This window comes from Janthinobacterium lyxosi (assembly GCF_051380665.1).
Classification (GTDB): domain Bacteria; phylum Pseudomonadota; class Gammaproteobacteria; order Burkholderiales; family Burkholderiaceae_D; genus Janthinobacterium.
Genome location: NZ_JBNYXM010000015.1, coordinates 128,516 through 151,251, shown reverse-complemented (window position 1 = coordinate 151,251; position 22,736 = coordinate 128,516). Strand labels below are relative to the sequence as shown.

The following is a 22,736-nucleotide window of genomic DNA, read 5'->3' as shown; positions in this document are numbered from 1 at the left end:
GCTCAGGCCGCCGGTTTCAGCAGAGTTAGCTGAAACTGCGGCAGGCTGGCATCGTCCCACGCCTCGACCCTGGCAAACGGCAGGCGCGCAAACGCCTGCCGCCAGAACGCGCAGGCAGCGGCATCGTCGCGGAACATCGCCACCATCCACGTCTGCGCACTGTCCAGCAGCACGCGCCGCACCACTTCCAGCGCCACGCCCCGGCGCCGGTATTTCTTCAGGATGAAAAAGTCGCTGAACTCCTGCACGACCAGCTCACCCGCCATGCCAGGCTCCGTGAGGAAAAAGCCGGCCAGCTCTCCATCGACCTCGATCCAGCTGGCCGTATGGCCGGCTGCGTGCACATACGACGCCAGCCCGGCATTGCACACGTCATAGCGGCCGTCAGCCAGCAACGCCTCGCCGCTCCAGGCCGAATTGTCGTAACAATACAGCTGGAACAACTGCGCCAGCGCTCCCTCTTCGCCGGGCGCAACGGCGCGCAATGTCATGTTCTGTACTATCGGCATAATCCCGTCTTTCCGCCAGCTGGCATCGCTGAGTTGGCGAGTGTAGCACCACGTCACTCATCCGTCCCTCCTGTATTTCAGCCCTGCATTTCCACCCTTGATCGCAAAAAGATTACTTTTTCCAATTGCTTATATATTATTTCCCTTAAGTAACGTCCGCCATCGCGGCTGAAAAACAACGGTGATCCCCTTTTACAGACCGGCAGGCAGGTATCTGCCGGCTTTTAGACCCAAGCTCTGGAGAGTGCTGCACATGCTATCGATCAAACAGCTGAACAAAACATATGCCAATGGCGTCAAGGCCATCAACCATGTCAGCCTGGAGATTCCCAACGGAATGTTCGGCTTGCTGGGACCAAATGGCGCAGGCAAGTCCTCGCTGATGCGTACCATTGCCACCTTGCAAGACCCCGATAGCGGCAGCATCCACTTCGATGGCCTCGACGTGCTGCAGGACAAGGCAGGCTTGCGCCGCCAGCTGGGCTATCTGCCGCAAGATTTCGGCGTGTACCCGAAAGTCAGTGCGGAAACCCTGCTCAATCACTTTGCCGTGCTCAAAGGCTTGACGGAGAAAGGGCCGCGCAAGGAAGCCGTGGAAGCCTTGTTGCAGCAAACCAATCTATGGGAAGCACGCAAGCGCAACCTGGGCACATATTCGGGTGGCATGCGCCAGCGCTTCGGCATCGCCCAGGCGCTGCTGGGCGCACCGCGCCTGGTGATCGTCGATGAACCGACGGCCGGCCTGGACCCGGACGAGCGCAACCGCTTCCTCAACCTGCTGGCGAAGATCGGCGAGCAGGTGGTGGTGATCCTGTCGACGCACATCGTCGACGACGTGACGGACTTGTGCCCGCGCATGGCCATGATCGTCAAGGGGCAAGTGCTGGTGCAGGGCGAGCCGCAAGCGGCCATCGACACCCTGCACAACAAGGTCTGGCGCCGCAGCGTCACGACGGAAGAACTGGCGCAGTACCAGCAATCCTTGAACGTGCTGTCGACGCGCCTGGTGGGCGGCAAGCCGCAAATCAATGTGTATGCCGACAGCCAGCCCGACAGCGGCTTCGTGCCGATCGCCGCGGACCTGGAAGACGTGTACTTCCTGCACGTGCGCAACGCTGCCCGCCATGGCGCCGCCGTGCCTGGCGCAGCCGCCGTTCTGGCCTGAGGAGCACGCCATGTGGAAGGAATTTTTCAAGTTTGACCTCGGCTATCAGCTGAAACAGCCGCTGCTGTGGATATTTGCCGTCATCCTGGCCTTGCTGGCCTTTGGTGCCAGCAGCAGCGATTCGATCCAGATCGGCGGTGCCATCGGCAACATCAACCGCAATGCGCCCACCGTGGTAGCGCAGCTGCTGACAATGTTCAGCCTGCTCTCGATGTTGCTCATCACCATCTTCATCGCCGGCGCCGTGCTGCGCGACAGCGAGATCGGCATGGCCGACATGCTGTTCGCCACGCCCATGCGCAAGTGGGATTACCTGTTTGGCCGCTTCGCCGCCGGCTTTGTCGCCTGCCTGGTGATCTTTGCCGCCATTGCCCTGGCCCTCATGCTCGGCCCCCTCATGCCCTGGGTCGATGCGCAGCGCGTGGGGGCGTTCTCGCTGCATGCGTATGCGTGGAGCTTCGCCGTGATGGTGATCCCGAACCTGCTCTTCATCGGCGCCCTGCTGATGCTGCTGGCGGCCACCACGCGCTCGATGATGCTCGTCTACGTGGGCGTGCTGGGCTTTTTCGTGCTGTGGGGCACGGCCGGCGCCTTTACGCGCGACATCAACAACGAATGGATCGCCGTCCTGCTCGACCCGTTCGGCATGCGCGCCCTGGGCCGCATGACGCGCTACTTCACGTCCGCCGAAGCGAACGCGGGCCTGCCGCCTTTTTCCGGCTTCCTGCTGGCCAACCGCTTGCTGTGGCTGGGTATCACGGCCGTGCTGTTCGCCGCCACCGTGATCCTGTTCAAGCCGCAGCGCACAGGCACGGGAAAACGCCTGTTTGGCAAGCACAAGGCCGTGGCCGCAGCCCCCGCCGTCACGCCGCAGCTGCAGCTGCCGCGCAGCATTCCCACTTTTACCCCGGCGACGGCCTGGCGCCAGTGGTGGCACATCCTGTGCTTCGACGCGGCTGGCGTGTTCAAGAGCCTGCCCTTCCTCGTCATGCTGCTGTTCGGCATGATCAACCTGATCGCTGCCGCCAATGTCGGCAAGAACATGTACGGCACGGCCGTGTATCCGATGACGCATTTGATGTTGCAACAGATCAGCAACAGCTTCAGCTTTCTCCTGATCATCATCGTCACGTTTTATGCGGGCGAATTGATCTTCAAGGAACGGCAAGCCAGGATCGCCGACGTCAGCGACGCCATGCCCGTGCCCGACTGGGTGCCCCTGCTGGCCAAATGCACAGCCCTGATTGGCGTCATCACAGGCTATTTGCTGGTGGGCGTCATCACGGCCATCGGCTTCCAGCTCGTCAAGGGCGGCGCGCCCGTGGGGCTGGGCCTGTACCTGAAAGGCACCCTGCTGGGCGCCCTCTTCTTCGTGCTGATGGGCTTGTGCGCGCTCACCCTGCAAGTGTTGTCGAATAACAAGTTCATCGGCTACCTGCTGGTGATCCTGCTGATGGTGGCGCAAGCCGTGCTGGGCATGCTGCACCTGGAACACAATCTGTACGCCTTCGGCGGCACGCCGGCCATCCAGTATTCGGACATGAATGGCTATGGCCACTTCTTGACGGGCTGGGCCTGGTTCGCGCTGTACTGGAGCCTGTTTACCGTGGCGCTGGTCCTGCTGGCGCAGGCGTTCTGGGTGCGCGGCCTGTCCGCCGGCTGGTGCGCGCGCCTTGGCCTGGCCCGCCAGCGCTTGCAGGGCCGCACAGGTACTGCGCTGGCCGCTGTCCTGCTGTGCTGGGCGGGCACGGGTGGCTGGATCTTCTACAACACGAATGTGCTGAACCAGTACGAACCGTCGAACATCGGCATGGACAAGCAGGCGCGTTACGAGAAATTGTACAAACAATACAAAGACTTGCCGCAGCCGAAGATCACGGATGTCCAGGCCGATGTGGATATTTATCCTGAGCAACGTAAGGTGTTGATCAAGGGCCACTACGTGCTGCAGAACAAGACAGCTCAGCCACTCGACACCCTGCGCATCCAGCTCGATCCGCAGCTCAAGACGACCTGGCTGAACTTGCCTGCGCACAAAGTGGCGCTGGACGACAGGGAACTCGGCTTCAGCATCCTCAAGCTGGCCCAACCCCTGGCGCCCGGCGCCACCCTGCCGCTGAACTTCACGGTGGCGGTCACGCACCAGGGTTTCACCAACGATGGCGCGCCGGACCAGCTCAACCTGAACGGCAGCTTCTTCAACAACCAGGCCTTCTTCCCCCACTTCGGCTATGCGAAAGAAATGGAATTGCTGGATCGCAATGAGCGCCGCAAGCGGGGCCTGGGCGAGCCGCAGCGCATGGCCAAGCTGGAAGATTCTTCCGCCTATGGCAACACGGTGCTGGGCGGCGAGGCGGACTGGATCCATTTCGATACCACCGTCTCGACCAGCGGCGAGCAGATCGCCCTGGCGCCCGGCTATCTGCAGAAAAGCTGGGAACAGGATGGCCGCCGTTACTACCGCTACAAGATGGACCAGCCGATGATGCCGTTCTTTGCCTACCTGTCGGCGCGCTGGGAAGTCAAAAAGGGTGAGTGGAACGGCCTGCCGATCGAAATTTATTACGATAAAAAGCATGGCTACAACACGCAGCGCATGATCACTTCCGTGCAAAAGTCGCTCGACTATTACAGCACCGAGTTCACGCCTTACCAGCACAAGCAGGTGCGCATCCTGGAATTCCCCCGCTACCAGAGTTTCGCGCAGTCGTTTGCCAACACGATTCCGTATTCGGAAGGCATCGGCTTCATCGCCGACCTGCGCGACAAGGAGGACATCGACTATGTGTTCTACGTGACGGCGCATGAAATGGCGCACCAGTGGTGGGGCCACCAGGTGATCGGCGCCAATGTGCAGGGCGCCAGCATGCTGATGGAGTCCTTGGCGCAATATTCGGCCTTGATGGTGATGGAGAAGGAATACGGCCGCGACAAGATGCGCCGTTTCCTGCGCTATGAACTGGACCGCTACCTGAGCGGACGCGGCGGCGAAGCCATCGAGGAACTGCCGCTGGCGCGCGTGGAGGGACAGCAATACATCCACTACAACAAGGGCAGCCTGGTGTTCTACCGCCTGCGTGACGAAATCGGCGAAGAAGCCCTGAACCGTGCCCTGAAACGCTATCTGCAAGACAAGGGTTACCAGCAGGCGCCGTTCACCACGTCGTCGGAACTGCTGGCGTATATCCGCGCCGAAGCGCCGCAGGACAAGCAGACCCTGATCACGGACCTGTTCGAGAAAATCGTGTTTTACGACAACCGCGTGACGCAAGCGACGGCCGTGAAACGCCCGGACGGCCAGTGGGATGTCACCATGCAGCTGCACCTGGCCAAGCTGGAGTCCGACGGCAAGGGCAAGGAAAGAGCGCGCGCCTACGACGAGCCGGTGGAAATCGCCATCTTCGCGCGCGCCCCGGGCGGCAAGGAGAAAGATGAAAAAGTCCTGTTCACGGACAAGCGCATGCTGACAGGCAGCGACCCGGTGGTGACGATTACGGTGAAGGACAAACCGTTTGAAGTGGGCGTCGATCCGTACAACAAGATGATCGACCGCGTCTCGCGCGATAACCGCAAGGAAGTCAATTTCCATTAAACCTTGATGCGACGCAAACAGGCCGCGCATTCGACGAGTGCGCGGCCTGTTTTTTCGATGCGTTTCTTACGCGCGATCAATCCATCAGCGGTACACGAGACCACCATCGATCAGCGGCGCCTGGCCCGTCATGTAATCCGAGTCCGGCCCCGCCAGGAAGGAGACGAGCCCCGCCACGTCTTCCGGCGTCTCGGCACGTCCCAGCGCGATGCCGTCCACGTATTTCTTGTACATCGCGCCCAGCTCGGCGCCAGTCAACTCGGCCATGCGCTTGTCGATCTCGACCCACATGTCGGTGCCGACCACGCCGGGACAATACGCGTTGACGGTAATGCCGTCGGCCGCCAGTTCCTTGGCCGCCGCCTGCGTCAGCGCGCGCACGGCAAACTTGGTGGCCGAATACACACCCAGCAGGGCGAAGCCGTCATGCCCGGCGATGGAACAGGCATTGATGATCTTGCCCTTCTGCTGGCGCGCCTTGAACGTCTTGGCAGCTGCCTGGATGCCCCACAAAGTGCCTTGCACATTGATGCGCATGATGCGGTCGACCTCGGCCGGCGTGACGTCGAGCAGCGGCTGCACTTGCGCGATGCCGGCATTGTTGACGATGATGTCGAAGCCGCTCAATTCTTGTTCGGCAAACGCCACTGCGGCGGTCACTTGATCGAGCTGCGACACGTCGGCAATGCAGGTGACGGCGCGGCGCCCCAGCGCGCGCACTTCGGCAGCGACAAGGTCCAGCTTGTCCTGGTTCAAATCCACCAGCGCGATATCGGCGCCATCCTTGGCCAGGCGCAAGGCGATGGCCTTGCCTATACCTTGCGCGGCACCCGTGACCAGCGCGACTTTTCCGGAAATACCCATTTGCGTTCCTTTCAGTACAGGGAAGAAGAGCAGCAAAAAACCGGTCCGGCGCGGCAGCGCCCGCGGCCGGTTCCGCGACGTAGAAACGCTTCAGCCTACCTGAAATTGGCATTTGGCCGCATATTGAAACGTGCGCAGCCAAAAAAAGTACATAGGTCAAGAAAGGGGGGAAAACCGTCCTCGAACTGGCCATGCGCGCGCTGCCGTACAGGCGCCTGGCAGCAGCTGGCGTAAGATGGGCGGCATCACCATCGCCTGCTTATTAATCCACTTCAAAGGAAATTCCATATGCTGCGTCGTCCACTGCCCATCCGCGCCAGCCTGCTGCTGGCGGCACTCGTCTTTGCCACGCCGGCCTGGAGCGCCGATCCTGTCCACAAGGAAAACGTCGAATTGACGGCAGGCAAGAACACGCATAGCGTGAAAGGCAAGATCAAGGGCTACGCCACGGCCGAATACACGTTGACAGGCAAAGCCGGCCAGACCCTCAGCGTCAAGCTCAAGACCAAGCTATCATCGAATTACTTCAACATCCGCCAGCAAGGCCAGGATGAAGCCCTGTTCATCGGCTCGACCAGCGGTAACAGTTTCCAGGCAAAACTGCCAGCCGATGGCGCGTACACGGTGCAGGTGTATTTGATGCGCAACGCGGCGCGCAGGAATGCGGTGGCCAGCTACAGCCTGGAGATGGGGCTGCGCGATTAGGGTTTGCGTGATTCACACATGCGCACCTGTCCTCCAGGCCAGCGGCATTGAATTTTTACGTCTGCCGATGATCTTATCCATTGCTGGTTTTTTGGTTTTTCTGACTGACTCAATGGGGGAGATATGCAACAAGCCAATTTCATTGCCATCGTCCTGGCACTCAGCTGAGGCCTGGCAGGAGCGCAAACGCCCGAACGCATGGCAAAGCTCACCGAGAGCAACGTGTTGCTGAAGGAAGCAACAATCGAAGGCAACGTCATGCATGCCTGCCTGCCAGCCGCTGAAAGGGGACACGGTTGCCATCCTTGAAATCAAAAATGATCCACCCGGGGCCACAGGCATAGCCCTTGCCCATGTACGCGTGATGAGTGGGCACTGCCAGGGCCAGATTGGATGGGTCGGGATGCCGCGTCTGGAAGCGCTTGCAAGGTAGGCATTATCCTTTCCATAAAGCAAAAAGCCTGTTTTCCTCTCAAAAAACAGGCTTCCAGCAACAAAAAACGGCTTTGTCCGAATTAGAACGGAATATCGTCATCCATATCCGAGAAGTTCGGAGCTGGCTTCGGTGCCGGGCGTGGCGCCGGTGCCGGGGCTGGACGCGGGGCTGGCGCCTGGCGCGGGGCCGGGGCGTCGTAGCCGCCACCACCGCCGCCGCCGTAGCTGTCATCGCCACCGCCGGCATCGCCGCCCATGCCGGAGCGACCGCCCAGCATTTGCATCTGTTCCGCGATGATGTCGGTTGCGTACTTCTCGACGCCGTCCTTGTCCGTGTATTTACGGGTTTGCAGACGGCCCTCGACGTAAACGGACGAGCCTTTTTTCAGGTATTGGCCGACGATTTCCGCCAGACGGCCGAAGAACGAGATACGGTGCCACTCTGTCAATTCTTTTTGTTCGCCCGTGTTGCGGTCCTTCGATTTGTACGAAGTGGCCACGGCGATGTTGGCGATCGCGTCGCCGCTAGGCATGTAGCGGATTTCCGGGTCACGGCCCAGATTGCCGACGATGATGACTTTGTTGACTGATGCCATGAATAACTCCTGATGAACTGCAGCGGGAGCCGGTGTCCCGCGCGTTAGTTTAGTGTACTAAACGAGGATTATAAGCGACCACGCGGCGCAAAGCACCCGCTTTCTAACGGACGCCAGCTACCGTGCGGCAGCACGTTTTTTTCACGGCAGGGGAAAACAAGAAACTTGAATACTGGTATTATATACAGTGTTTAAACGTCGGCACGTATCTGCATCAAACTTTGTCGGGGCACGTTCGCCTGGCGGCGCAATCCGCCCATGGACGCCTCAGGCATGCAGAACAAAACCCGGCTATAGTAACAGGTTGACCCGTTGTGGCTCCTCATCTGCACCCAGGCACAATGCGCCGGCCGCACCACTCACTGAAAGCAAGGCAATCACATGGAACAGATCCGCATTCGCGGCGCTCGCACGCATAACCTCAAGAATATCAATCTCGATTTGCCGCGCAATAAGCTGATCGTGATTACCGGCCTGTCCGGCTCCGGCAAATCCTCGCTGGCGTTCGATACGCTGTACGCGGAAGGCCAGCGCCGCTATGTCGAGTCGCTGTCGGCCTATGCGCGCCAATTTTTGCAATTGATGGAAAAGCCCGACGTCGACCTGATCGAGGGATTATCCCCCGCCATCTCCATCGAACAGAAGGCAACGTCGCACAACCCACGTTCGACAGTGGGCACCGTGACGGAAATCCACGATTATTTGCGCCTGCTGTATGCGCGCGTCGGCACGCCCTACTGCCCCGACCACCCGGAAAATGCACTGGCGGCCCAGTCCGTATCGCAAATGGTCGACGCCGTGCTGGCCATGCCGGAAGACACCAAGCTGATGATACTCGCGCCCGTCGTCGCGAACCGCAAGGGCGAACATGTCGACCTGTTCGAGCAGATGCAGGCACAGGGCTTCGTGCGCTTTCGCGTGCAGAGCGGCACGCATGCGGCGAAAATCTATGAAGTCGATGACCTGCCGAAATTAAAAAAGACGGAAAAACACACGATCGACGTCGTCATCGACCGCGTCAAGGTGAACCAGGAAATCAAGCAGCGCCTGGCGGAAAGTTTCGAGACAGCCCTGCGCCTGGCGGACGGCCGCGCCATTGCCTACGAAATGGATACCGCTCTGGAACACGTGTACTCCAACAAGTTCGCCTGCAATGTGTGTGGCTATTCCCTGCAGGAACTGGAACCGCGTCTTTTCTCGTTCAACAACCCCATGGGCGCCTGCCCCGAATGCGACGGCCTGGGACACATCGAATTCTTTGACCCGAAACGCATCGTCGCGTTCCCGAATCTGTCGCTGGCCTCGGGCGCCGTCAAGGGCTGGGACCGCCGCAACCAGTTTTACTTCCAGATGCTGTCGAACCTGGCCGCCTACTATGAGTTCGACCTGGACATGCCGTTCGAGCAGCTGGACTTGAATTCGCAGCAGGCCGTGCTGTACGGTTCCGGCAAACAAGTGATTCCGTTCAGCTATGTGAACGAACGGGGCCGTACCGTCATCAAGGAACACACGTTCGAAGGCGTGGTCAACAATCTGCAGCGCCGCTACCGCGAAACAGATTCGATGGCCGTCAAGGAAGAACTGGCCAAGTTCATCAATGAAAAATGCTGCCCGTCATGCAATGGCGCGCGCCTGCGCGTGGAAGCGCGCTTCGTCAAGGTCGGCACCGGCAAGCAGCAACGGGCCATCTATGAAGTGGCGGGAAAACCGCTGCGCGAGACCCTGGAATTCTTTGAAAAGCTGAAACTGACGGGCGCCAAGAAAGAAATTGCCGACCGCGTGGTCAAGGAAATCATTTCGCGCCTGAAATTCCTCAACAACGTGGGCCTCGACTACCTGTCGCTGGACCGCAGCGCCGACACGCTGTCCGGCGGCGAAGCACAACGCATCCGCCTGGCATCGCAAATCGGCTCCGGTTTGACGGGTGTCATGTATGTGCTCGATGAACCGTCGATCGGCTTGCATCAGCGCGATAATGACCGCCTGATCGAAACGTTGAAACACTTGCGCGACATCGGCAACAGCGTGCTGGTGGTCGAGCATGATGAAGACGCCATCCGCACGGCCGACTACATCGTCGACATGGGCATCGGCGCGGGCGTACACGGCGGCGAAATCATCGCCGAAGGCACCCTGCAAGACATTCTCAAGAACAAGAAATCGCTGACGGCGCAGTACCTGAACGGCAAGCTGAAGATCGCCGTGCCAGCCAAGCGCCACGCCAGCAATCCGGAAAAGCAACTGGTGATCACGGGCGCGACGGGCAACAACCTGAAAAAAGTGTCGCTGAGCTTGCCAGTGGGCTTGATGACGTGCGTGACGGGCGTGTCCGGCTCGGGCAAATCGTCGCTGGTCAACGATACCCTGTATCCGGCCCTGTCGCGCCATTTGTATGGTTCGCAGACGGAACCGGCGCCGCACGAATCGATCAGCGGCCTGGAACATTTCGACAAGGTCATTTCCGTCGACCAGGCGCCCATCGGCCGCACGCCACGCTCGAACCCCGCCACGTACACGGGCTTGTTTACGCCGATCCGCGACTTGTTTTCCACCGTGCCGACGGCCAAGGAACGGGGCTACAGCGCAGGGCGCTTCTCGTTCAACGTCAAGGGCGGGCGCTGCGAAGCGTGCCAGGGCGATGGCGTGATCAAGGTCGAAATGCATTTCTTGCCCGACGTCTACGTGCCATGCGATGTGTGCCACGGCAAGCGCTACAACCGCGAAACGCTGGAAGTGCACTACAAGGGCAAAAACATCACGGAAGTGCTGGGCATGACGGTAGAAGAGGCGCATGAATTCTTCAAGCCCGTGCCCTTGATCGCGCGCAAGCTGCAAACCCTGCTCGACGTGGGCCTGGGCTACATCAAGCTGGGCCAGAGCGCCACCACCTTGTCCGGCGGCGAGGCGCAGCGCGTCAAATTGTCGCTGGAACTTTCCAAGCGCGACACTGGCCGCACCCTGTACATACTCGATGAACCGACGACGGGTCTGCACTTCCACGACATCGATTTGCTGCTGAAAGTCATCCACCGCCTACGCGACCAGGGCAACACCCTCGTCATCATCGAGCACAACCTGGACGTCATCAAGACGGCCGATTGGCTGGTCGACCTGGGCCCCGAAGGGGGCGCCGGCGGCGGCCAGATCATCGCCACCGGCACGCCGGAAGACGTGGCATTGAACCCGGCCAGCGTGACGGGTAAATACCTGGGGCCGCTGCTGAAGCAATAAGAATGGCAGCGGCGCGGATTGTCGGAACAATCCGCGCCGTTTTTTGTTTCCGCACAAACGTCAGGGCTTGCTCACCTTACTTGCTTTGGCAACGCGCTCCAGTTTCGTCTGCATGTAGGTCCAGGAGCGCTCAAGCGCATCGTGCAACGCCACGCCATCTTCCAACAGGCGCGGCCCAAGCAGGCACATGCCACGTAGCATTTCCGGCGGCTGGCCCTTTTGGCCATTCCAGGCTTGCGCCGCCATCGCCTGGACTTTGTAGCGTTCGCCAGCCTTCTGGCGCTGCGTGTCGACCGCCTTGCCCTCCTCATCCGTCCACACGGTCTGGAAGAAACGGCCGGCGTCCTCATCGGACCAGACACCACCTTGCTTCATTTCTGCAAGCATGCCATCGAGCGTCTTGTGATAGTGCGCCTGCTGCTGGCGCATGCGCTCTACATTGCTCTTCACCCCCGCTTCCAGCGTGACGCCGTACTGCCGGGCATACTCGATACTCTCGCAATCTTGGCGGTGCTCGGCGTGGGCACCGCTACCAAGCAGGCAGGCGGCCACGGTGCTGATGATGATGATCGTTTTTTTCATTTTTTGGGCAGGCATGACAGCAAATAATTTCCACAGGATAATTATTATACCGGCAATAAAAAACGGCGCGGATTGCTCATGCAATCCGCGCCGTTTCTCTTTTTGCTAGCACCCCAGTCATTGCCGGCGTGTCATTTATCGCACGCCAGTCTTCGCCGACGTGTTTCTCCCCCACTACTAAACCTTATGCACTCAGCCGCTTTTCCAGCGCAGCCTTGTTATCTGCCAATTCTTGCGGCAGATGATACGCGAGTTTTTCAAACAACTCCGTATGCAATTTCAATTCTTCCACCCACGCGGCCTTGTCGATCGAGGTGATGGTATCGAACTGTTCTTGCGTGAATGGCAAGCCATCCCAGTTCAGGTCGCCATACTGCGGCGTCGTGCCGAACAGGTTTTCCACGCCGCCCGCCTTGCCTTCGATGCGTTCCAGCATCCATTTCAGCACGCGCATATTGTCGCCAAAACCAGGCCAGACGAATTTGCCTGCTTCGTCCGTACGGAACCAGTTGACGCAATAGATCTTCGGCAGGGCGGCGGGGTTCACTTTACCCACTTTGACGCCCATGTCCAGCCAGTGCTGGAAGTAATCGCTCATGTTATATCCGATAAACGGCAACATGGCAAATGGATCGCGGCGCACGACGCCCATCTGGCCCACGGCGGCGGCCGTCGTTTCCGAGCCCATGGTGGCAGCCATGTAGACGCCTTCGACCCAGTTGCGCGCTTCGGTGACCAGCGGCACGGTGGTGGAGCGGCGGCCGCCGAAAATGAAGGCCGAGATCGGCACGCCGGCCGGATCATCCCAGGCAGCATCGATGACCGGGTTTTGCGTGGCAGCAACAGTGAAGCGCGCATTCGGGTGCGCGGCCTTGGTGCCGGACGCGGGCGTCCAGTCCTTGCCTTGCCAGTCGATCAGGTGGCTTGGTGCTTCCTTGGTCAAGCCTTCCCACCAGACATCGCCATCGTCCGTCAGCGCCACGTTGGTGAAAATCGTGTTGTCGCGCATGGACGCCATGCAGTTGTAGTTGGTTTTTTCGTTGGTACCCGGCGCCACGCCAAAGTAGCCAGCTTCCGGATTGATGGCATACAAACGGCCATCGGCGCCCGGCTTGATCCAGGCGATATCGTCGCCGATGGTGGTCACTTTCCAGCCGTTAAAACTTGCAGGCGGGATCAGCATGGCGAAATTGGTCTTGCCGCAAGCCGATGGGAAGGCTGCTGCGACGTAATGCTTCTTGCCTTCCGGCGATTCCACGCCCAGGATCAGCATGTGTTCGGCCAGCCAGCCCGGGTTGTTATCGGCCGATTGCGCTTCCTGGTAGCCCATGTTCGAGGCGATGCGCAGGGCGAAACATTTCTTGCCCAGCAAGGCGTTGCCGCCGTAGCCGGAACCGAAGGACCAGATTTCGCGCGTTTCAGGGAAATGCACGATGTACTTGGTGCTGTTGCACGGCCATTTCACGTCGGCCTGGCCGGCAGCCAGCGGTGCGCCCACGCTGTGTACGCACGGCACGAATGCGCCATCCGTGCCCAGCACGTCGTACACGGCACGGCCCATGCGGGTCATGATCTTCATGTTGACGGCGACATACGGTGAATCGGACAGTTCCACGCCGATGTGCGCGATTGGCGAACCCAGCGGGCCCATGGAGAATGGCACGACATACATGATGCGGCCGCGCATGCAGCCATCGAACAGGCCGTTCAAGGTGCGGCGCATTTCGCCAGGTTCGGTCCAGTTGTTCGTCGGGCCGGCCGCTTCTTTCGTTGCCGAGCAGATATACGTGCGGTCTTCGACGCGGGCCACGTCGCTCAGGTCGGAGCAGGCCAGGTAGGAATTCGGGCGCTTTTGCGCGTTCAGTTTTTTCATGGTGCCGCTGGCAACCATTTCGGCGCACAGGCGCTCGTACTCTTCTTGCGAACCATCGCACCAGTAGATGCGGTCTGGCTTGGTCAGCGCGGCAATGTCGGCCACCCAGTTGATCAGTTTCTGTTGTTTAATATAAGCTGGGACGTTAAGTGCGGCGACGCCACCCATGACGGGCTGATTCATATTACCTCCAATACCAATAAAAGAAATTCTGGTCGTTCCGGCAAGACAGGCAGCATCGTTGAGAGGTGGCTGCGGCTCACTGCGGGCGGCGCGCGCACACGGGCAGGGCTCTGGTGTCGTTTACCTGGATCATGCACCCAGGTAGCAGGAACAGTTTGCGCTATAGCTATAATCAGGAAGCTTCAAAAGTGCCGGCGATTGTACACCCGAGTAAGGGCTATTCTCGCAAAAATGTAGGAGAATAGCTTGACTAATGTAGTAGGCTATTCAGCATTTTCCGTATCCTGTTATTTCCCTACCAAATCCTCATTAAAATCGGCCATCCCCCATGAAAATTGCCATACTCGATGATTATCAGGATGCCGTGCGCAGCCTCGATTGTTTCCAATTGATCAATGACCACGAGGTCAAGGTGTTCAGCAATACTGCGCGGGGTCTGGGCCAGCTGGCGATCCGCCTGGCGCCGTTCGACGCACTGGTGCTGATCCGCGAACGCAGCAGTTTCAATCGCGCCTTGCTGTCGAAACTGCCGAATCTGAAACTGATTTCGCAAACGGGCAAGGTCAGCGGACACATCGACGTGGCAGCCGCCACCGAGCTGGGTATCGCCATCGCGGAAGGCATAGGCTCGCCCACGGCGCCGGCCGAATTGACGTGGGCGCTGATCATGGCGGCGCAGCGCAAGATCGTGCCGTACGCGCAACATTTGCAGGAAGGGTTATGGCAGACGTCGTCGCTGGAAGCGGCGCGCAATACGCTGGGCACGGTGCTCAAGGGACGCACCCTGGCGATCTGGGGCTACGGCAAGATCGGCCAATTGGTCGCCGGCTATGGCCGCGCCTTCGGCATGACCATCCTCGTGTGGGGCAGCGAAGCGAGCCGCGCGGCGGCCGTGGCTGCCGGCGATACGGCGGCGACATCGCGTGTAGCCTTCTTTGAACAGGCCGACGTATTGACCCTGCACCTGCGCCTGTCCGACGCCACGCGGAGCCTGGTAACGAACGAAGACCTGGCGCGCATGAAGCCGACGTCCCTGTTCGTCAACACCAGCCGCGCCGAGCTGGTGGCCGATGGCGCGCTGGAAGCGGCGCTGCCGCAGGGACGCCCGGGCGCCGCCGCGCTGGACGTGTTTACAGACGAGCCGCTGCCGCCAAGCTCGCCATTGCTGCTGCTGCCGAACGTGCTGGCCACGCCACACCTGGGCTACGTCGAGCGTGACAGCTATGAACTGTATTTCCGCTACGCCTTGCAAAACATCGTCGATTTTGCGCAGAATCAATGCACGCGCCTGCTCAATCCCGAAGTGCTGGCGCATGCGCGGCAAGTTCCTCAGGAGCGCTGAAAGCCCTTGATAAGGTCCGGCTCTCCCGTGATGCTGGTGGCGGGCGCCGGCAGCACGTGCCGGCCGCGCCACAGGCCGGCCCAGCCGGGCGGCCAGGCGATGTCCGGACCACCATACGGCGCCACGCCGGCGCGCACGGCGACCACCGGTACGGGCGGCATGTCGGGCAAGGGTTCGCCTGGGGTGCGCTGCATGTCCAGGCTGTACATGTAATCAGGCAACAAGGCGTCGCAGACGCGGCCAAACCAGTCGCTATGGTCGTCGTCGCACCCCAGCGCCTGCGCCAGCCCCTGCGGGTCGAAACGAGCCAGCGCATCGATCAGCTCGCCGGTAGAGGCGCCGGGCGTATCGCCCCAGCCCATCACAGGGTTGACGTTGTAATCGGCGCCCGAGCCATACCAGCCTTCGCGCCAGGGCCGCTGCATCCAGTCGCGCGGCCCCGTAAATAAATGCCAGCGCCAGTGCAGGCCCGACGGCTTGGGCCAGGAATACAGATACAGTTTTTGATAACCGGCCTGGTGCAGCTCGCGCACCATGGCCATCAGGCGCGCATGCGGCATGCGGTCCGGTGGCGCGCGGCGAAACAGGATCGCTTCGCCATCGGCAAACTGCACATCGTCGGTCGACAGGTTCAGGTCCAGGGTCCGCGCTTCGCTACCGAAACGGGCGGCGATCCAGCCCGTCAGCAGATTGACGGACGTGATGACGCCATAGCCGCGGTGGCGGTGAAAAATGACGGTGCCGGGAGCGAGCGCTTTCATACGGAGTCGGGGCGGTAGGCAAACAAAGAAACCAGTGTACTCACAGATGGGCAGATTTTCCAGATGCAGCGCAAACGCAGCTGGCAAGCACGCTGCCCCATCTGCAGCGCCCATTCACGCAACGCTGCCAATCCACGCTATCATGCGCGTCATTCTCCACTGACATCGTGACCACATCATGACTTTGCGCATACTCGCCACTGGCGGCACTTTCGACAAACACTACAACGAATTGAACGGTACCCTGGGCTTTTCCGACAGTCATTTGCCGGCAGCGATTGCCCGCGCGCGCATGACGGCACCCGTGGCCTTGGAGCAACTGCCACTGCTCGATTCGCTCGACATGCAGGATGCGGACCGCCAGCGCGTGCTGGCCTCGTGCCGCGCGGCACAGGAAAAAGCCATCGTCATCATCCACGGCACCGACACCATGCGCGAAACGGCGCAAGTGCTGGGCGCGGCGAACCTGCAGCAAACGGTGATTTTGACGGGCGCCATGATTCCCTACGAAATCGACAATTCCGATGCCCTGTTCAACCTGGGCTTTGCCTGCGGCGTGGCGCAAACCTTGCCAGCGGGCGTGTACGTGGCCATGAATGGCCAGATCTTCGCCTGGGACAATGTGCAAAAGAACCGCGCCGCCGGCGTGTTCCAGCCCTTGTAAGCCGATGGCAAGACAGGACTTAACATGGCTTCGCCCCCCGTTACGCCGATCCGATGCTGCGCACGTTCTACATCACCGGTTCGTACAAGTTCTAATAAGAACATGAATTGACGGGTCTTGAAAGCGCCTTGCACTTCACCGTGCAAGGCGCTTTTTCTTGTCGCACAGCTATTTTGTTACCTGGACATTCAGATAACGATAATGGCTCTCGCCGTATTCTTTCGATACCGTACGCAATTGCACTGCAACGCCGAGGTCATGCAGCAAGGCACTCTCGACCACATACGCATTTTTCTGCCAGGTACAGACAAAGCGCGTCGCTTCGCCTTGCAGACTGGCGGAAATCGTACTGGCCTGTAAGGTATCCTGCACTTCACACAGCGTGCTCAGATGCTCCGGCCGCTCGCCCGGCTTGGCAGGCACATTGATTGTGGTCAGATTGGCCTGAAAGCGGGTGCCCGGCAACAAATTCGCCGGCAACGATAGCGACAGGTTCGAAGTGGCCAGATAGCTGTTGCTGACATCGCCCTTCTCTGCGGCCCGCAACTGAAACTGGCCCGCAATCTGCAGGCGCTGCATGGTAAAGGTGCTGTAATGCTCGTTCACGCCGACCAGCCCATCGCGCACGCGCCACTCTTGATCGACCACGGACCTTTCCTCAGGCTTGCCGGGCGTTGTCGACTCCTGGGAAAAATGCAGCGTCTTGAAGCGCGGCTGCCAGACAGGCGCCGCCGCCAGGGCCGCTTGCGATGCGGCCAGCACCTGCGGCGGCAACGGTGCATTGTCGAACGCGCCCGTGGCATTCGGGGCCGCCGGATACTCGCTGGCGTCGATGTCGGGACGCGCCTCGCGCAACAGGGTGGCGTCGACACCGCCCTGCAGAGAGCACCCCACGCGCACGACGCCGTCCAGCTCTCCGTGCGGCTCGATCAGGAACACGCGTTCGACCTTGTCGCGCCCGGCCGCCACGCCGGAGGCGGACGCAAACGCCTGCCATGGGCCACCGGGCAGGCGCACCTCGGAGCGCACATATGCGCCATCATCGGCGCGCATGCGCCGGGCATCGTGCAGCAGGGGCTGAAGTTGCCGGTACACCTCGTCGACCTTGCCGGCGACAAGGAAGGCCCAACTGTAATAGTGCCCCAGGCTGCCCAGATCCGACACTTCATCGGTGTAGCCAAGCAAGGTCAAACCGCCAGCGCGCAAGGGAGTGGCAAACAGGATACTGCCGGCCTTGGCCTGATAACGGTTGGGCACCTTGATCCAGCTGGTATCGCCGCGCGTGGCCAACGGCACGCTATCGGCCAAAGCCGCGCCGTCCTGGTGCAAGCTGCGGAAAAAAGAGGCATCGCAAGCACTCAGCTCGCGCAAGGTGGCGTCGGATATTTGCGCCTGGGCGGCGGCCATCTGCATGGCCCCGAGGATAAAGGCGCCGCAACAGCGCTGGAAATACTTGTGCATGAGTTAATGTGGAAATAATTAATGTCAGGATAGTAACGATATCACAGTAATATTATTTCCACATGGAAAATACCTGCACACTATCGCAAGCGGTTTCCCAATACAAAACGGCCCGCTGGGCAATGCCAGCGGGCCATCCGTCACGCATAAATGCTTATGCTTACGCCGTCGCTTCGCCGCCCAGGGCTTCGACCACGTCGGCCATCAGCTTGCTCAGCTCGCCCGTCATCAGCATCACGTCGCCGTCGAAACGCTCGTCGTCGTTCTTCGTGCTCGATTCCGTTTCCTTGATCACGTCCAGCGGCTTGACGCTCTTGATGGCCAGGGACTCCGTCAGCACAAACGAGATCTTGTCGTTCCACGTCATGGCCAGGCGCGTGCACTGCTTGCCGGCGGCGATGTGGCGGCGCACGTCGTCCGCTTCCAAAGTGTGGCGCACATAGCGCACGGTGGCCTTGCTTTCGCCCGTGGCGCGCAATTCCGTGTCCATGTCGACCGTGAAGCCGGCAGGCGCATCATCGGCCTGCAGCCATTCCGTCATCACCGCCACGGGCGAGCGCTGCACGCGCAGGCTTTCCAGCGGCAGTTTGTCGACGGCTTTCAGCAGCAGCTTGATGACTTCATCGGCCTTTGCCGGGCTGGCGGCATCGACCACCAGCCAGCCATTGACAGGGTCGATCCAGGTCCAGACGTTGCTGCGGATGCTGAAGGCGCGCGGCAGCAACTCGTCGGCCACGCGCTCCTTCAATTCCTTCATGGCTTTCTTGCCAGGCGCAAAGCCTTGCGCTTCTTCCATCTCGGCAGCGCGGGCCTTGGCCACCTGGTTGATGACGGTCGCTGGCAGCAGTTTCTTTTCCGTGCCCAGCAAGATCAACATTTGCTTGTTGACAACATGGACCAGGCCGCCGTTCGGGCGTGGCGTATCCCAGCCCTGGCGCATCAGATCCATGCTGGTCGCCGGCGTAAATTTGTTCGAGGACAAGGCCTCTTCCAGTTGTTCTGGCGTATAAGCCCACGGTGCGGGCAGGCGGTAAATCTGAAGATTCTTGAACCACATAGTTTTTTGTCTTCCGTTTGTTTCAGTAGTGCCAGGGGAACGCCATTCTACACTTTCGACGTGAAAATGCCGTCAAAAGCGCAGTCCGGCGCGGTATGTATCTTGTAGGAAACGCCGCTAGAGGCTGGGAAACAGCTCCGCCTGGGCCGGCGCCTGCCGCGTCACCACGGCCGGATCGCACAAGGTCGAGATGCGCACGCCCAGCAGGCGGATTTTCTTTTCAAATGGCACGCGCCGCAGGCAATCGCGGCTGGCGCGCAGGATCGCGGCGGCGTCCGCCGTGGCGCTGGGCAGGGTGATGTCGCGCGTGACGGTGCTGAAATCCTCGAAGCGCAGCTTGATGCCCACCGTGCGCCCCGCCAGTGATTGCTTGTCGAGGTCGCCCGCCACGCGCGTACACAGGCTTTCCAGCTTTTCCGACAGGGTGGCGCGGTCGCGCACCACCTGCAAATCGCGCTCGAACGTCGTTTCGCGGCTGACGGACTTGGTTTCCCGACTCGTCTGCACGGGCCGCTCGTCGATGCCCAGCGCCGCCTGGCGCAGCCAGCCCGTGTACAGGTCGCCGAACTGCGTGCGCAGCATGGCCAGATCGGCTTGCGCCAGTTCACCGATGCTGACAATGCCCAAGGCTTCCAGCTTGGCCGTGGCCTTCGGGCCGATGCCGTTGATCTTTTTCGCCGGCAAGGGCCACACGCGCGTTTCAACATCCTCGGGCGACAACATGGTGAGCCCGTCGGGTTTTTCCAGGTCGGAACAGATTTTTGCCAGCAATTTATTGGGCGCCAGGCCGATCGAGCACGACAGGCCCGTCGCCTCGAACACGGCCGCCTTCAGGCGCGCCGCCATGGCCGGCGCCTGCTCGCCGTATTCGGTCAGGTCGACATAGATTTCATCGATGCCCACGTTCTGGATGATGGGGCACAGATGGGCCACGGCTTGCTTGAAGCGGGCCGAATACTCGCGGTAGGCTTCGAAATCGGCCGGCAGCAAGATGCTGTCGGGCGCCAGCTTGGCCGCCTTCATGATGCCCATGGCGGAAAACACGCCGAACTTACGCGCTGCATAGGTCGACGTGGTGACGACGCCGCGCCCCACGTAATCGCGCATGCGCGCAAACTGCCGCGTGCCATCCTCCAGCAGCACGGGCTGCTCCAGCCGGCCGCCACCGATGACGACGGCTTCGCCGCGCAATTCCGGATACTTCAACAGTTCCACGGAGGCAAAGAAGGCGTCCATGTCCAGGTGGGCAATCCAGCGGCGGGCTTCAGGGAGTGTGGGGGCAGATAGGGTCAAGGGGCACCTCGCGGCGGATCGGCTTGCCTTTATTGCGGCAAGATACTGTGCATGCATACAGTATTGCCGGAAATGGCCACGGATGCAAGATGAAACGAACGCGGCGCGACGGCGGCGGCGATCAGCGGTTGTTTTTCTCAATGGCAAGATTACAATCCTGACACAACTATTCAAAGGAGTCGCCTTGTCCATCACCCATCACGCTTCGCGCCGCCGGCCCGTCTGGTCATCCATCCTGCCGGCCCTGCTACTGTCCACGCTGGCGCCATCCGCGCTGGCCGCCGATGCCACCACTACCGTTGCCACGGCCACCGCGCCTGTCGCCGCCAAGACGGCCTGGCAGGAAACGCGCCACGGCACGGTCGTCACGGACGACTACCGCTGGCTGCAAAAGAAAACCGATCCTGCCGTCATCGATTACCTGAATGCGGAAAACGCCTACACGGCCGCCGTCACGGCCCCGATCCAGCCGCTGGCCGACAAGGTGACTGCGGAAGTCAAGGGCCGCATGCAGGAAGTGGACCTGTCCGTGCCCACGCGCCAAGGTAACTTTTACTATTACACGCGCACGGAAGCGGGCAAGCAATACGCTATCCACTGCCGCCGCCCTGTCGGCGCCAGTGGCGCCTACGATGCGCAGGCGGCCGAAGAGATCTTGCTGGACCAGAATCAATTGGCCGAAGGCCACAAATTCTTTGCCGTGCGCGCGTTTGCCATCAGCCCGAATGAACAATTGCTGGCCTACAGCACCGACACGACGGGTTTCCGCCAGTACGAACTGCACGTCAAGGATTTGAAGACGGGCAAGTTGCTGGGCGACACCATGCCACGCGTCACCTCGCTGGCCTGGGCGGCGGACAATGCCACCCTGATGCTGACCCAGGAAGACGCCACCACCAAGCGCGCGGACCGATTGTTCCGCCTGCCCTTGGGCGGCACGCTGCAGCAGGTCTACCACGAGCCAGTGGAACAGTTCTCCATCGGCGTGAGCCGCACGCACGACAAGCGCTTCTTCGTGCTGACCTCCCGCAGCACGGATACCACCGAAGTACTGCTGTTGCCAACGAGCAAGCCAGAAGGCAATTTCCAGAGCGTGCTGAAACGCGAAAAAGGCCACCGCTACGTCGTCGAGCACCGCGACGGCCAGCTGTATATTCTCACCAACAAGGAGGCGAAGAATTTCCGTGTCGTCAGCGCGCCGCTGTCCGCGCCGCAGCCGAAGAATTGGAAACCCGTCGTGCCGCACAACAAGGACGCCGTGATCCAGTCCATCGACGTGTTCCAGGGCTACCTGGTGGTGATGGAAAAAGCGCGCGCCCTGAACCGCGCGCGCATCTTTGACTTTGCGCAAAAGAATTGGAAGACGGTGCAGTTCGACGACCCCGTCTACCTGGCTACGGCGGCCGGCACGCCGGAATTTTCCGCCACGCAATTTCGCATGTCCTACCAGTCGCCCGTCACGCCGCCCACGGTGATTGACGTCAACATGCAAGACGGCAAGCGCACGGTGCTGAAACAGCAGGAAATCGTCGGCGGCTTTGATGGCAGCCGCTACACCACGCAGCGCTTGTGGGTAAAGGCGCGCGATGGCGTGCAAGTGCCGCTGTGGATCGTCTACAAGAAGGGCGTCAAGCTCGACGGTTCCGCGCCGCTGCTGCTGTACTCGTATGGCTCGTATGGCATTTCCACGGAAGCCAGTTTTGCCATCAGCCGCATCAGCCTGCTGGAGCGGGGCGTCATCTATGCGCAGGCGCATATCCGCGGCGGCACGGACATGGGCGAAGCCTGGCATGAAGACGGCATGCTGATGAAGAAGAAAAACACCTTCAATGACTTCATCGACAGCGCCGACTATCTGGTGCGCGAAAAATGGACCAGCCCGAATCGCCTCATCATCCAGGGCGGCAGCGCGGGCGGCCTCTTGATGGGTGCCGTCGTCAACATGCGCCCCGACCTGTTCCACGCCGTGCACGCGGCCGTGCCGTTTGTCGACGTGATGAATACCATGATGGATGCCAGCCTGCCCCTGACGACGGGCGAATACCTGGAATGGGGCGACCCGAACCAGAAAGCGGCCTACGACTACATGCTCAGCTACTCGCCCTACGACAACATTGCGCGCAAGAATTATCCTGCCATGCTGGTGACGACAGGCCTGAACGACAGCCAGGTCATGTACTGGGAACCGGCCAAGTATGTAGCCAAGCTGCGCACGTATAAAACGGATGGCAATGCGCTGCTGCTGAAAACGAATATGGGCGCCGGCCATGGCGGCGCTTCCGGCCGCTATAACGCCATCGCCGAGAACGCGTTTAATATGGCGTGGATGCTGTCACAGTGGGATATCACGGAATAATGTGAAAAAGCGCTTGCACAAGGATTTCCATCGTCCTATAATAGCGCCTCTTCCAGACGTGGTGACA

Annotated in this window: 17 protein-coding genes; 7 read left to right on the top strand and 10 right to left on the bottom strand. The window is 60.5% G+C overall.

Annotation, left to right across the window (positions count from 1 at the left end; genetic code table 11):
* Window positions 1–2: 2 nt before the first annotated feature.
* A complete protein-coding gene (locus ACQ4WP_RS17725; protein WP_436522848.1) occupies window positions 3–509 on the bottom strand; it encodes a hypothetical protein in 507 nt (168 codons plus the stop codon).
* A gap of 253 nt (window positions 510–762) precedes the next feature.
* Here ACQ4WP_RS17725 and ACQ4WP_RS17720 point away from each other — a divergent pair, with 253 nt between their 5' ends.
* Window positions 763–1,674 carry an ABC transporter ATP-binding protein gene (locus ACQ4WP_RS17720; RefSeq protein ID WP_436522846.1) on the top strand — a complete coding sequence of 304 codons (912 nt, stop codon included), beginning with the start codon at window positions 763–765 and terminating at the stop codon, window positions 1,672–1,674.
* A 10-nt stretch (window positions 1,675–1,684) separates the two neighbouring features.
* Entirely contained in the window at window positions 1,685–5,266 is a 3,582-nt protein-coding gene (locus ACQ4WP_RS17715) for an ABC transporter permease/M1 family aminopeptidase (RefSeq protein WP_436522844.1), read from the top strand.
* Window positions 5,267–5,350: 84 nt separating this feature from the next.
* Here the strand turns inward: ACQ4WP_RS17715 and ACQ4WP_RS17710 are convergent, their stop codons facing one another.
* Window positions 5,351–6,130 (bottom strand): acetoin reductase, encoded by a 780-nt coding sequence (locus tag ACQ4WP_RS17710; protein ID WP_436522842.1) that lies wholly within the window; start codon window positions 6,128–6,130, stop codon window positions 5,351–5,353.
* Window positions 6,131–6,418: 288 nt separating this feature from the next.
* Between ACQ4WP_RS17710 and ACQ4WP_RS17705 the strand changes: the two genes are divergently transcribed.
* Complete coding sequence (locus tag ACQ4WP_RS17705) at window positions 6,419–6,835, top strand: hypothetical protein (RefSeq protein WP_436522840.1); 417 nt, start codon at window positions 6,419–6,421, stop codon at window positions 6,833–6,835.
* Window positions 6,836–6,847: 12 nt separating this feature from the next.
* Here ACQ4WP_RS17705 and ACQ4WP_RS17700 read toward each other — a convergent pair whose 3' ends face one another.
* Window positions 6,848–7,129, bottom strand: a complete 282-nt coding sequence (locus tag ACQ4WP_RS17700) for a hypothetical protein (protein WP_436522838.1) — start codon at window positions 7,127–7,129, stop codon at window positions 6,848–6,850.
* Window positions 7,130–7,350: 221 nt separating this feature from the next.
* On the bottom strand, window positions 7,351–7,866 hold the full coding sequence (gene ssb / locus ACQ4WP_RS17695) for a single-stranded DNA-binding protein (RefSeq protein WP_034754418.1): 516 nt from the start codon (window positions 7,864–7,866) through the stop codon (window positions 7,351–7,353).
* Between the two features lie 381 nt (window positions 7,867–8,247).
* Here ssb and uvrA point away from each other — a divergent pair, with 381 nt between their 5' ends.
* Window positions 8,248–11,097, top strand: coding sequence for an excinuclease ABC subunit UvrA (gene uvrA, locus ACQ4WP_RS17690; RefSeq protein WP_436522836.1), 2,850 nt, complete (start codon window positions 8,248–8,250; stop codon window positions 11,095–11,097).
* A gap of 60 nt (window positions 11,098–11,157) precedes the next feature.
* On the opposite strand, the gene ACQ4WP_RS17685 is transcribed toward uvrA, so the two are convergent.
* Together ACQ4WP_RS17685 and ACQ4WP_RS17680 are read right to left on the bottom strand one after the other, a co-directional pair.
* Window positions 11,158–11,763 carry a hypothetical protein gene (locus ACQ4WP_RS17685; protein ID WP_436522834.1) on the bottom strand — a complete coding sequence of 202 codons (606 nt, stop codon included), beginning with the start codon at window positions 11,761–11,763 and terminating at the stop codon, window positions 11,158–11,160.
* A 100-nt stretch (window positions 11,764–11,863) separates the two neighbouring features.
* Entirely contained in the window at window positions 11,864–13,735 is a 1,872-nt protein-coding gene (locus tag ACQ4WP_RS17680) for a phosphoenolpyruvate carboxykinase (GTP) (RefSeq protein ID WP_436522832.1), read from the bottom strand.
* Between the two features lie 328 nt (window positions 13,736–14,063).
* Here ACQ4WP_RS17680 and ACQ4WP_RS17675 point away from each other — a divergent pair, with 328 nt between their 5' ends.
* Window positions 14,064–15,077 carry a D-2-hydroxyacid dehydrogenase family protein gene (locus ACQ4WP_RS17675; RefSeq protein ID WP_436522830.1) on the top strand — a complete coding sequence of 338 codons (1,014 nt, stop codon included), beginning with the start codon at window positions 14,064–14,066 and terminating at the stop codon, window positions 15,075–15,077.
* Here the strand turns inward: ACQ4WP_RS17675 and ACQ4WP_RS17670 are convergent.
* Window positions 15,065–15,838, bottom strand: a complete 774-nt coding sequence (locus ACQ4WP_RS17670; protein ID WP_436522828.1) for an L-asparaginase — start codon at window positions 15,836–15,838, stop codon at window positions 15,065–15,067. The two genes, ACQ4WP_RS17675 and ACQ4WP_RS17670, sit on opposite strands and share 13 nt — an antisense overlap.
* 178 nt (window positions 15,839–16,016) lie before the next feature.
* Here ACQ4WP_RS17670 and ACQ4WP_RS17665 point away from each other — a divergent pair, with 178 nt between their 5' ends.
* Window positions 16,017–16,502 (top strand): asparaginase domain-containing protein, encoded by a 486-nt coding sequence (locus tag ACQ4WP_RS17665; protein ID WP_034781194.1) that lies wholly within the window; start codon window positions 16,017–16,019, stop codon window positions 16,500–16,502.
* Window positions 16,503–16,670: 168 nt separating this feature from the next.
* Here ACQ4WP_RS17665 and ACQ4WP_RS17660 read toward each other — a convergent pair whose 3' ends face one another.
* From ACQ4WP_RS17660 to dinB, 3 genes are all read right to left on the bottom strand, one after another.
* Window positions 16,671–17,963 carry a hypothetical protein gene (locus ACQ4WP_RS17660; protein ID WP_436522826.1) on the bottom strand — a complete coding sequence of 431 codons (1,293 nt, stop codon included), beginning with the start codon at window positions 17,961–17,963 and terminating at the stop codon, window positions 16,671–16,673.
* A gap of 160 nt (window positions 17,964–18,123) precedes the next feature.
* Window positions 18,124–19,020, bottom strand: coding sequence for a recombination-associated protein RdgC (locus ACQ4WP_RS17655; RefSeq protein WP_100874868.1), 897 nt, complete (start codon window positions 19,018–19,020; stop codon window positions 18,124–18,126).
* A 117-nt stretch (window positions 19,021–19,137) separates the two neighbouring features.
* Complete coding sequence (gene dinB, locus ACQ4WP_RS17650) at window positions 19,138–20,313, bottom strand: DNA polymerase IV (protein ID WP_436522824.1); 1,176 nt, start codon at window positions 20,311–20,313, stop codon at window positions 19,138–19,140.
* 184 nt (window positions 20,314–20,497) lie between these two features.
* Between dinB and ACQ4WP_RS17645 the strand changes: the two genes are divergently transcribed.
* Window positions 20,498–22,669 (top strand): S9 family peptidase, encoded by a 2,172-nt coding sequence (locus tag ACQ4WP_RS17645; protein WP_436522822.1) that lies wholly within the window; start codon window positions 20,498–20,500, stop codon window positions 22,667–22,669.
* Window positions 22,670–22,736: the final 67 nt, after the last annotated feature.

What these genes read in the sequence shown, in the direction of transcription:
- ACQ4WP_RS17720 (WP_436522846.1), top strand. Translation starts at nt 763, where the DNA reads ATGCTATCGATCAAACAGCTGAACAAAACATATGCCAATGGCGTCAAG.
- ACQ4WP_RS17710 (WP_436522842.1), bottom strand. Translation starts at nt 6,130, where the DNA reads ATGGGTATTTCCGGAAAAGTCGCGCTGGTCACGGGTGCCGCGCAAGGT.
- ACQ4WP_RS17725 (WP_436522848.1), bottom strand. Translation starts at nt 509, where the DNA reads ATGCCGATAGTACAGAACATGACATTGCGCGCCGTTGCGCCCGGCGAA.
- ACQ4WP_RS17715 (WP_436522844.1), top strand. Translation starts at nt 1,685, where the DNA reads ATGTGGAAGGAATTTTTCAAGTTTGACCTCGGCTATCAGCTGAAACAG.
- ACQ4WP_RS17660 (WP_436522826.1), bottom strand. Translation starts at nt 17,963, where the DNA reads ATGCACAAGTATTTCCAGCGCTGTTGCGGCGCCTTTATCCTCGGGGCC.
- ssb (WP_034754418.1), bottom strand. Translation starts at nt 7,866, where the DNA reads ATGGCATCAGTCAACAAAGTCATCATCGTCGGCAATCTGGGCCGTGAC.
- ACQ4WP_RS17670 (WP_436522828.1), bottom strand. Translation starts at nt 15,838, where the DNA reads ATGAAAGCGCTCGCTCCCGGCACCGTCATTTTTCACCGCCACCGCGGC.
- uvrA (WP_436522836.1), top strand. Translation starts at nt 8,248, where the DNA reads ATGGAACAGATCCGCATTCGCGGCGCTCGCACGCATAACCTCAAGAAT.
- ACQ4WP_RS17705 (WP_436522840.1), top strand. Translation starts at nt 6,419, where the DNA reads ATGCTGCGTCGTCCACTGCCCATCCGCGCCAGCCTGCTGCTGGCGGCA.
- ACQ4WP_RS17680 (WP_436522832.1), bottom strand. Translation starts at nt 13,735, where the DNA reads ATGAATCAGCCCGTCATGGGTGGCGTCGCCGCACTTAACGTCCCAGCT.
- ACQ4WP_RS17665 (WP_034781194.1), top strand. Translation starts at nt 16,017, where the DNA reads ATGACTTTGCGCATACTCGCCACTGGCGGCACTTTCGACAAACACTAC.
- ACQ4WP_RS17675 (WP_436522830.1), top strand. Translation starts at nt 14,064, where the DNA reads ATGAAAATTGCCATACTCGATGATTATCAGGATGCCGTGCGCAGCCTC.
- ACQ4WP_RS17655 (WP_100874868.1), bottom strand. Translation starts at nt 19,020, where the DNA reads ATGTGGTTCAAGAATCTTCAGATTTACCGCCTGCCCGCACCGTGGGCT.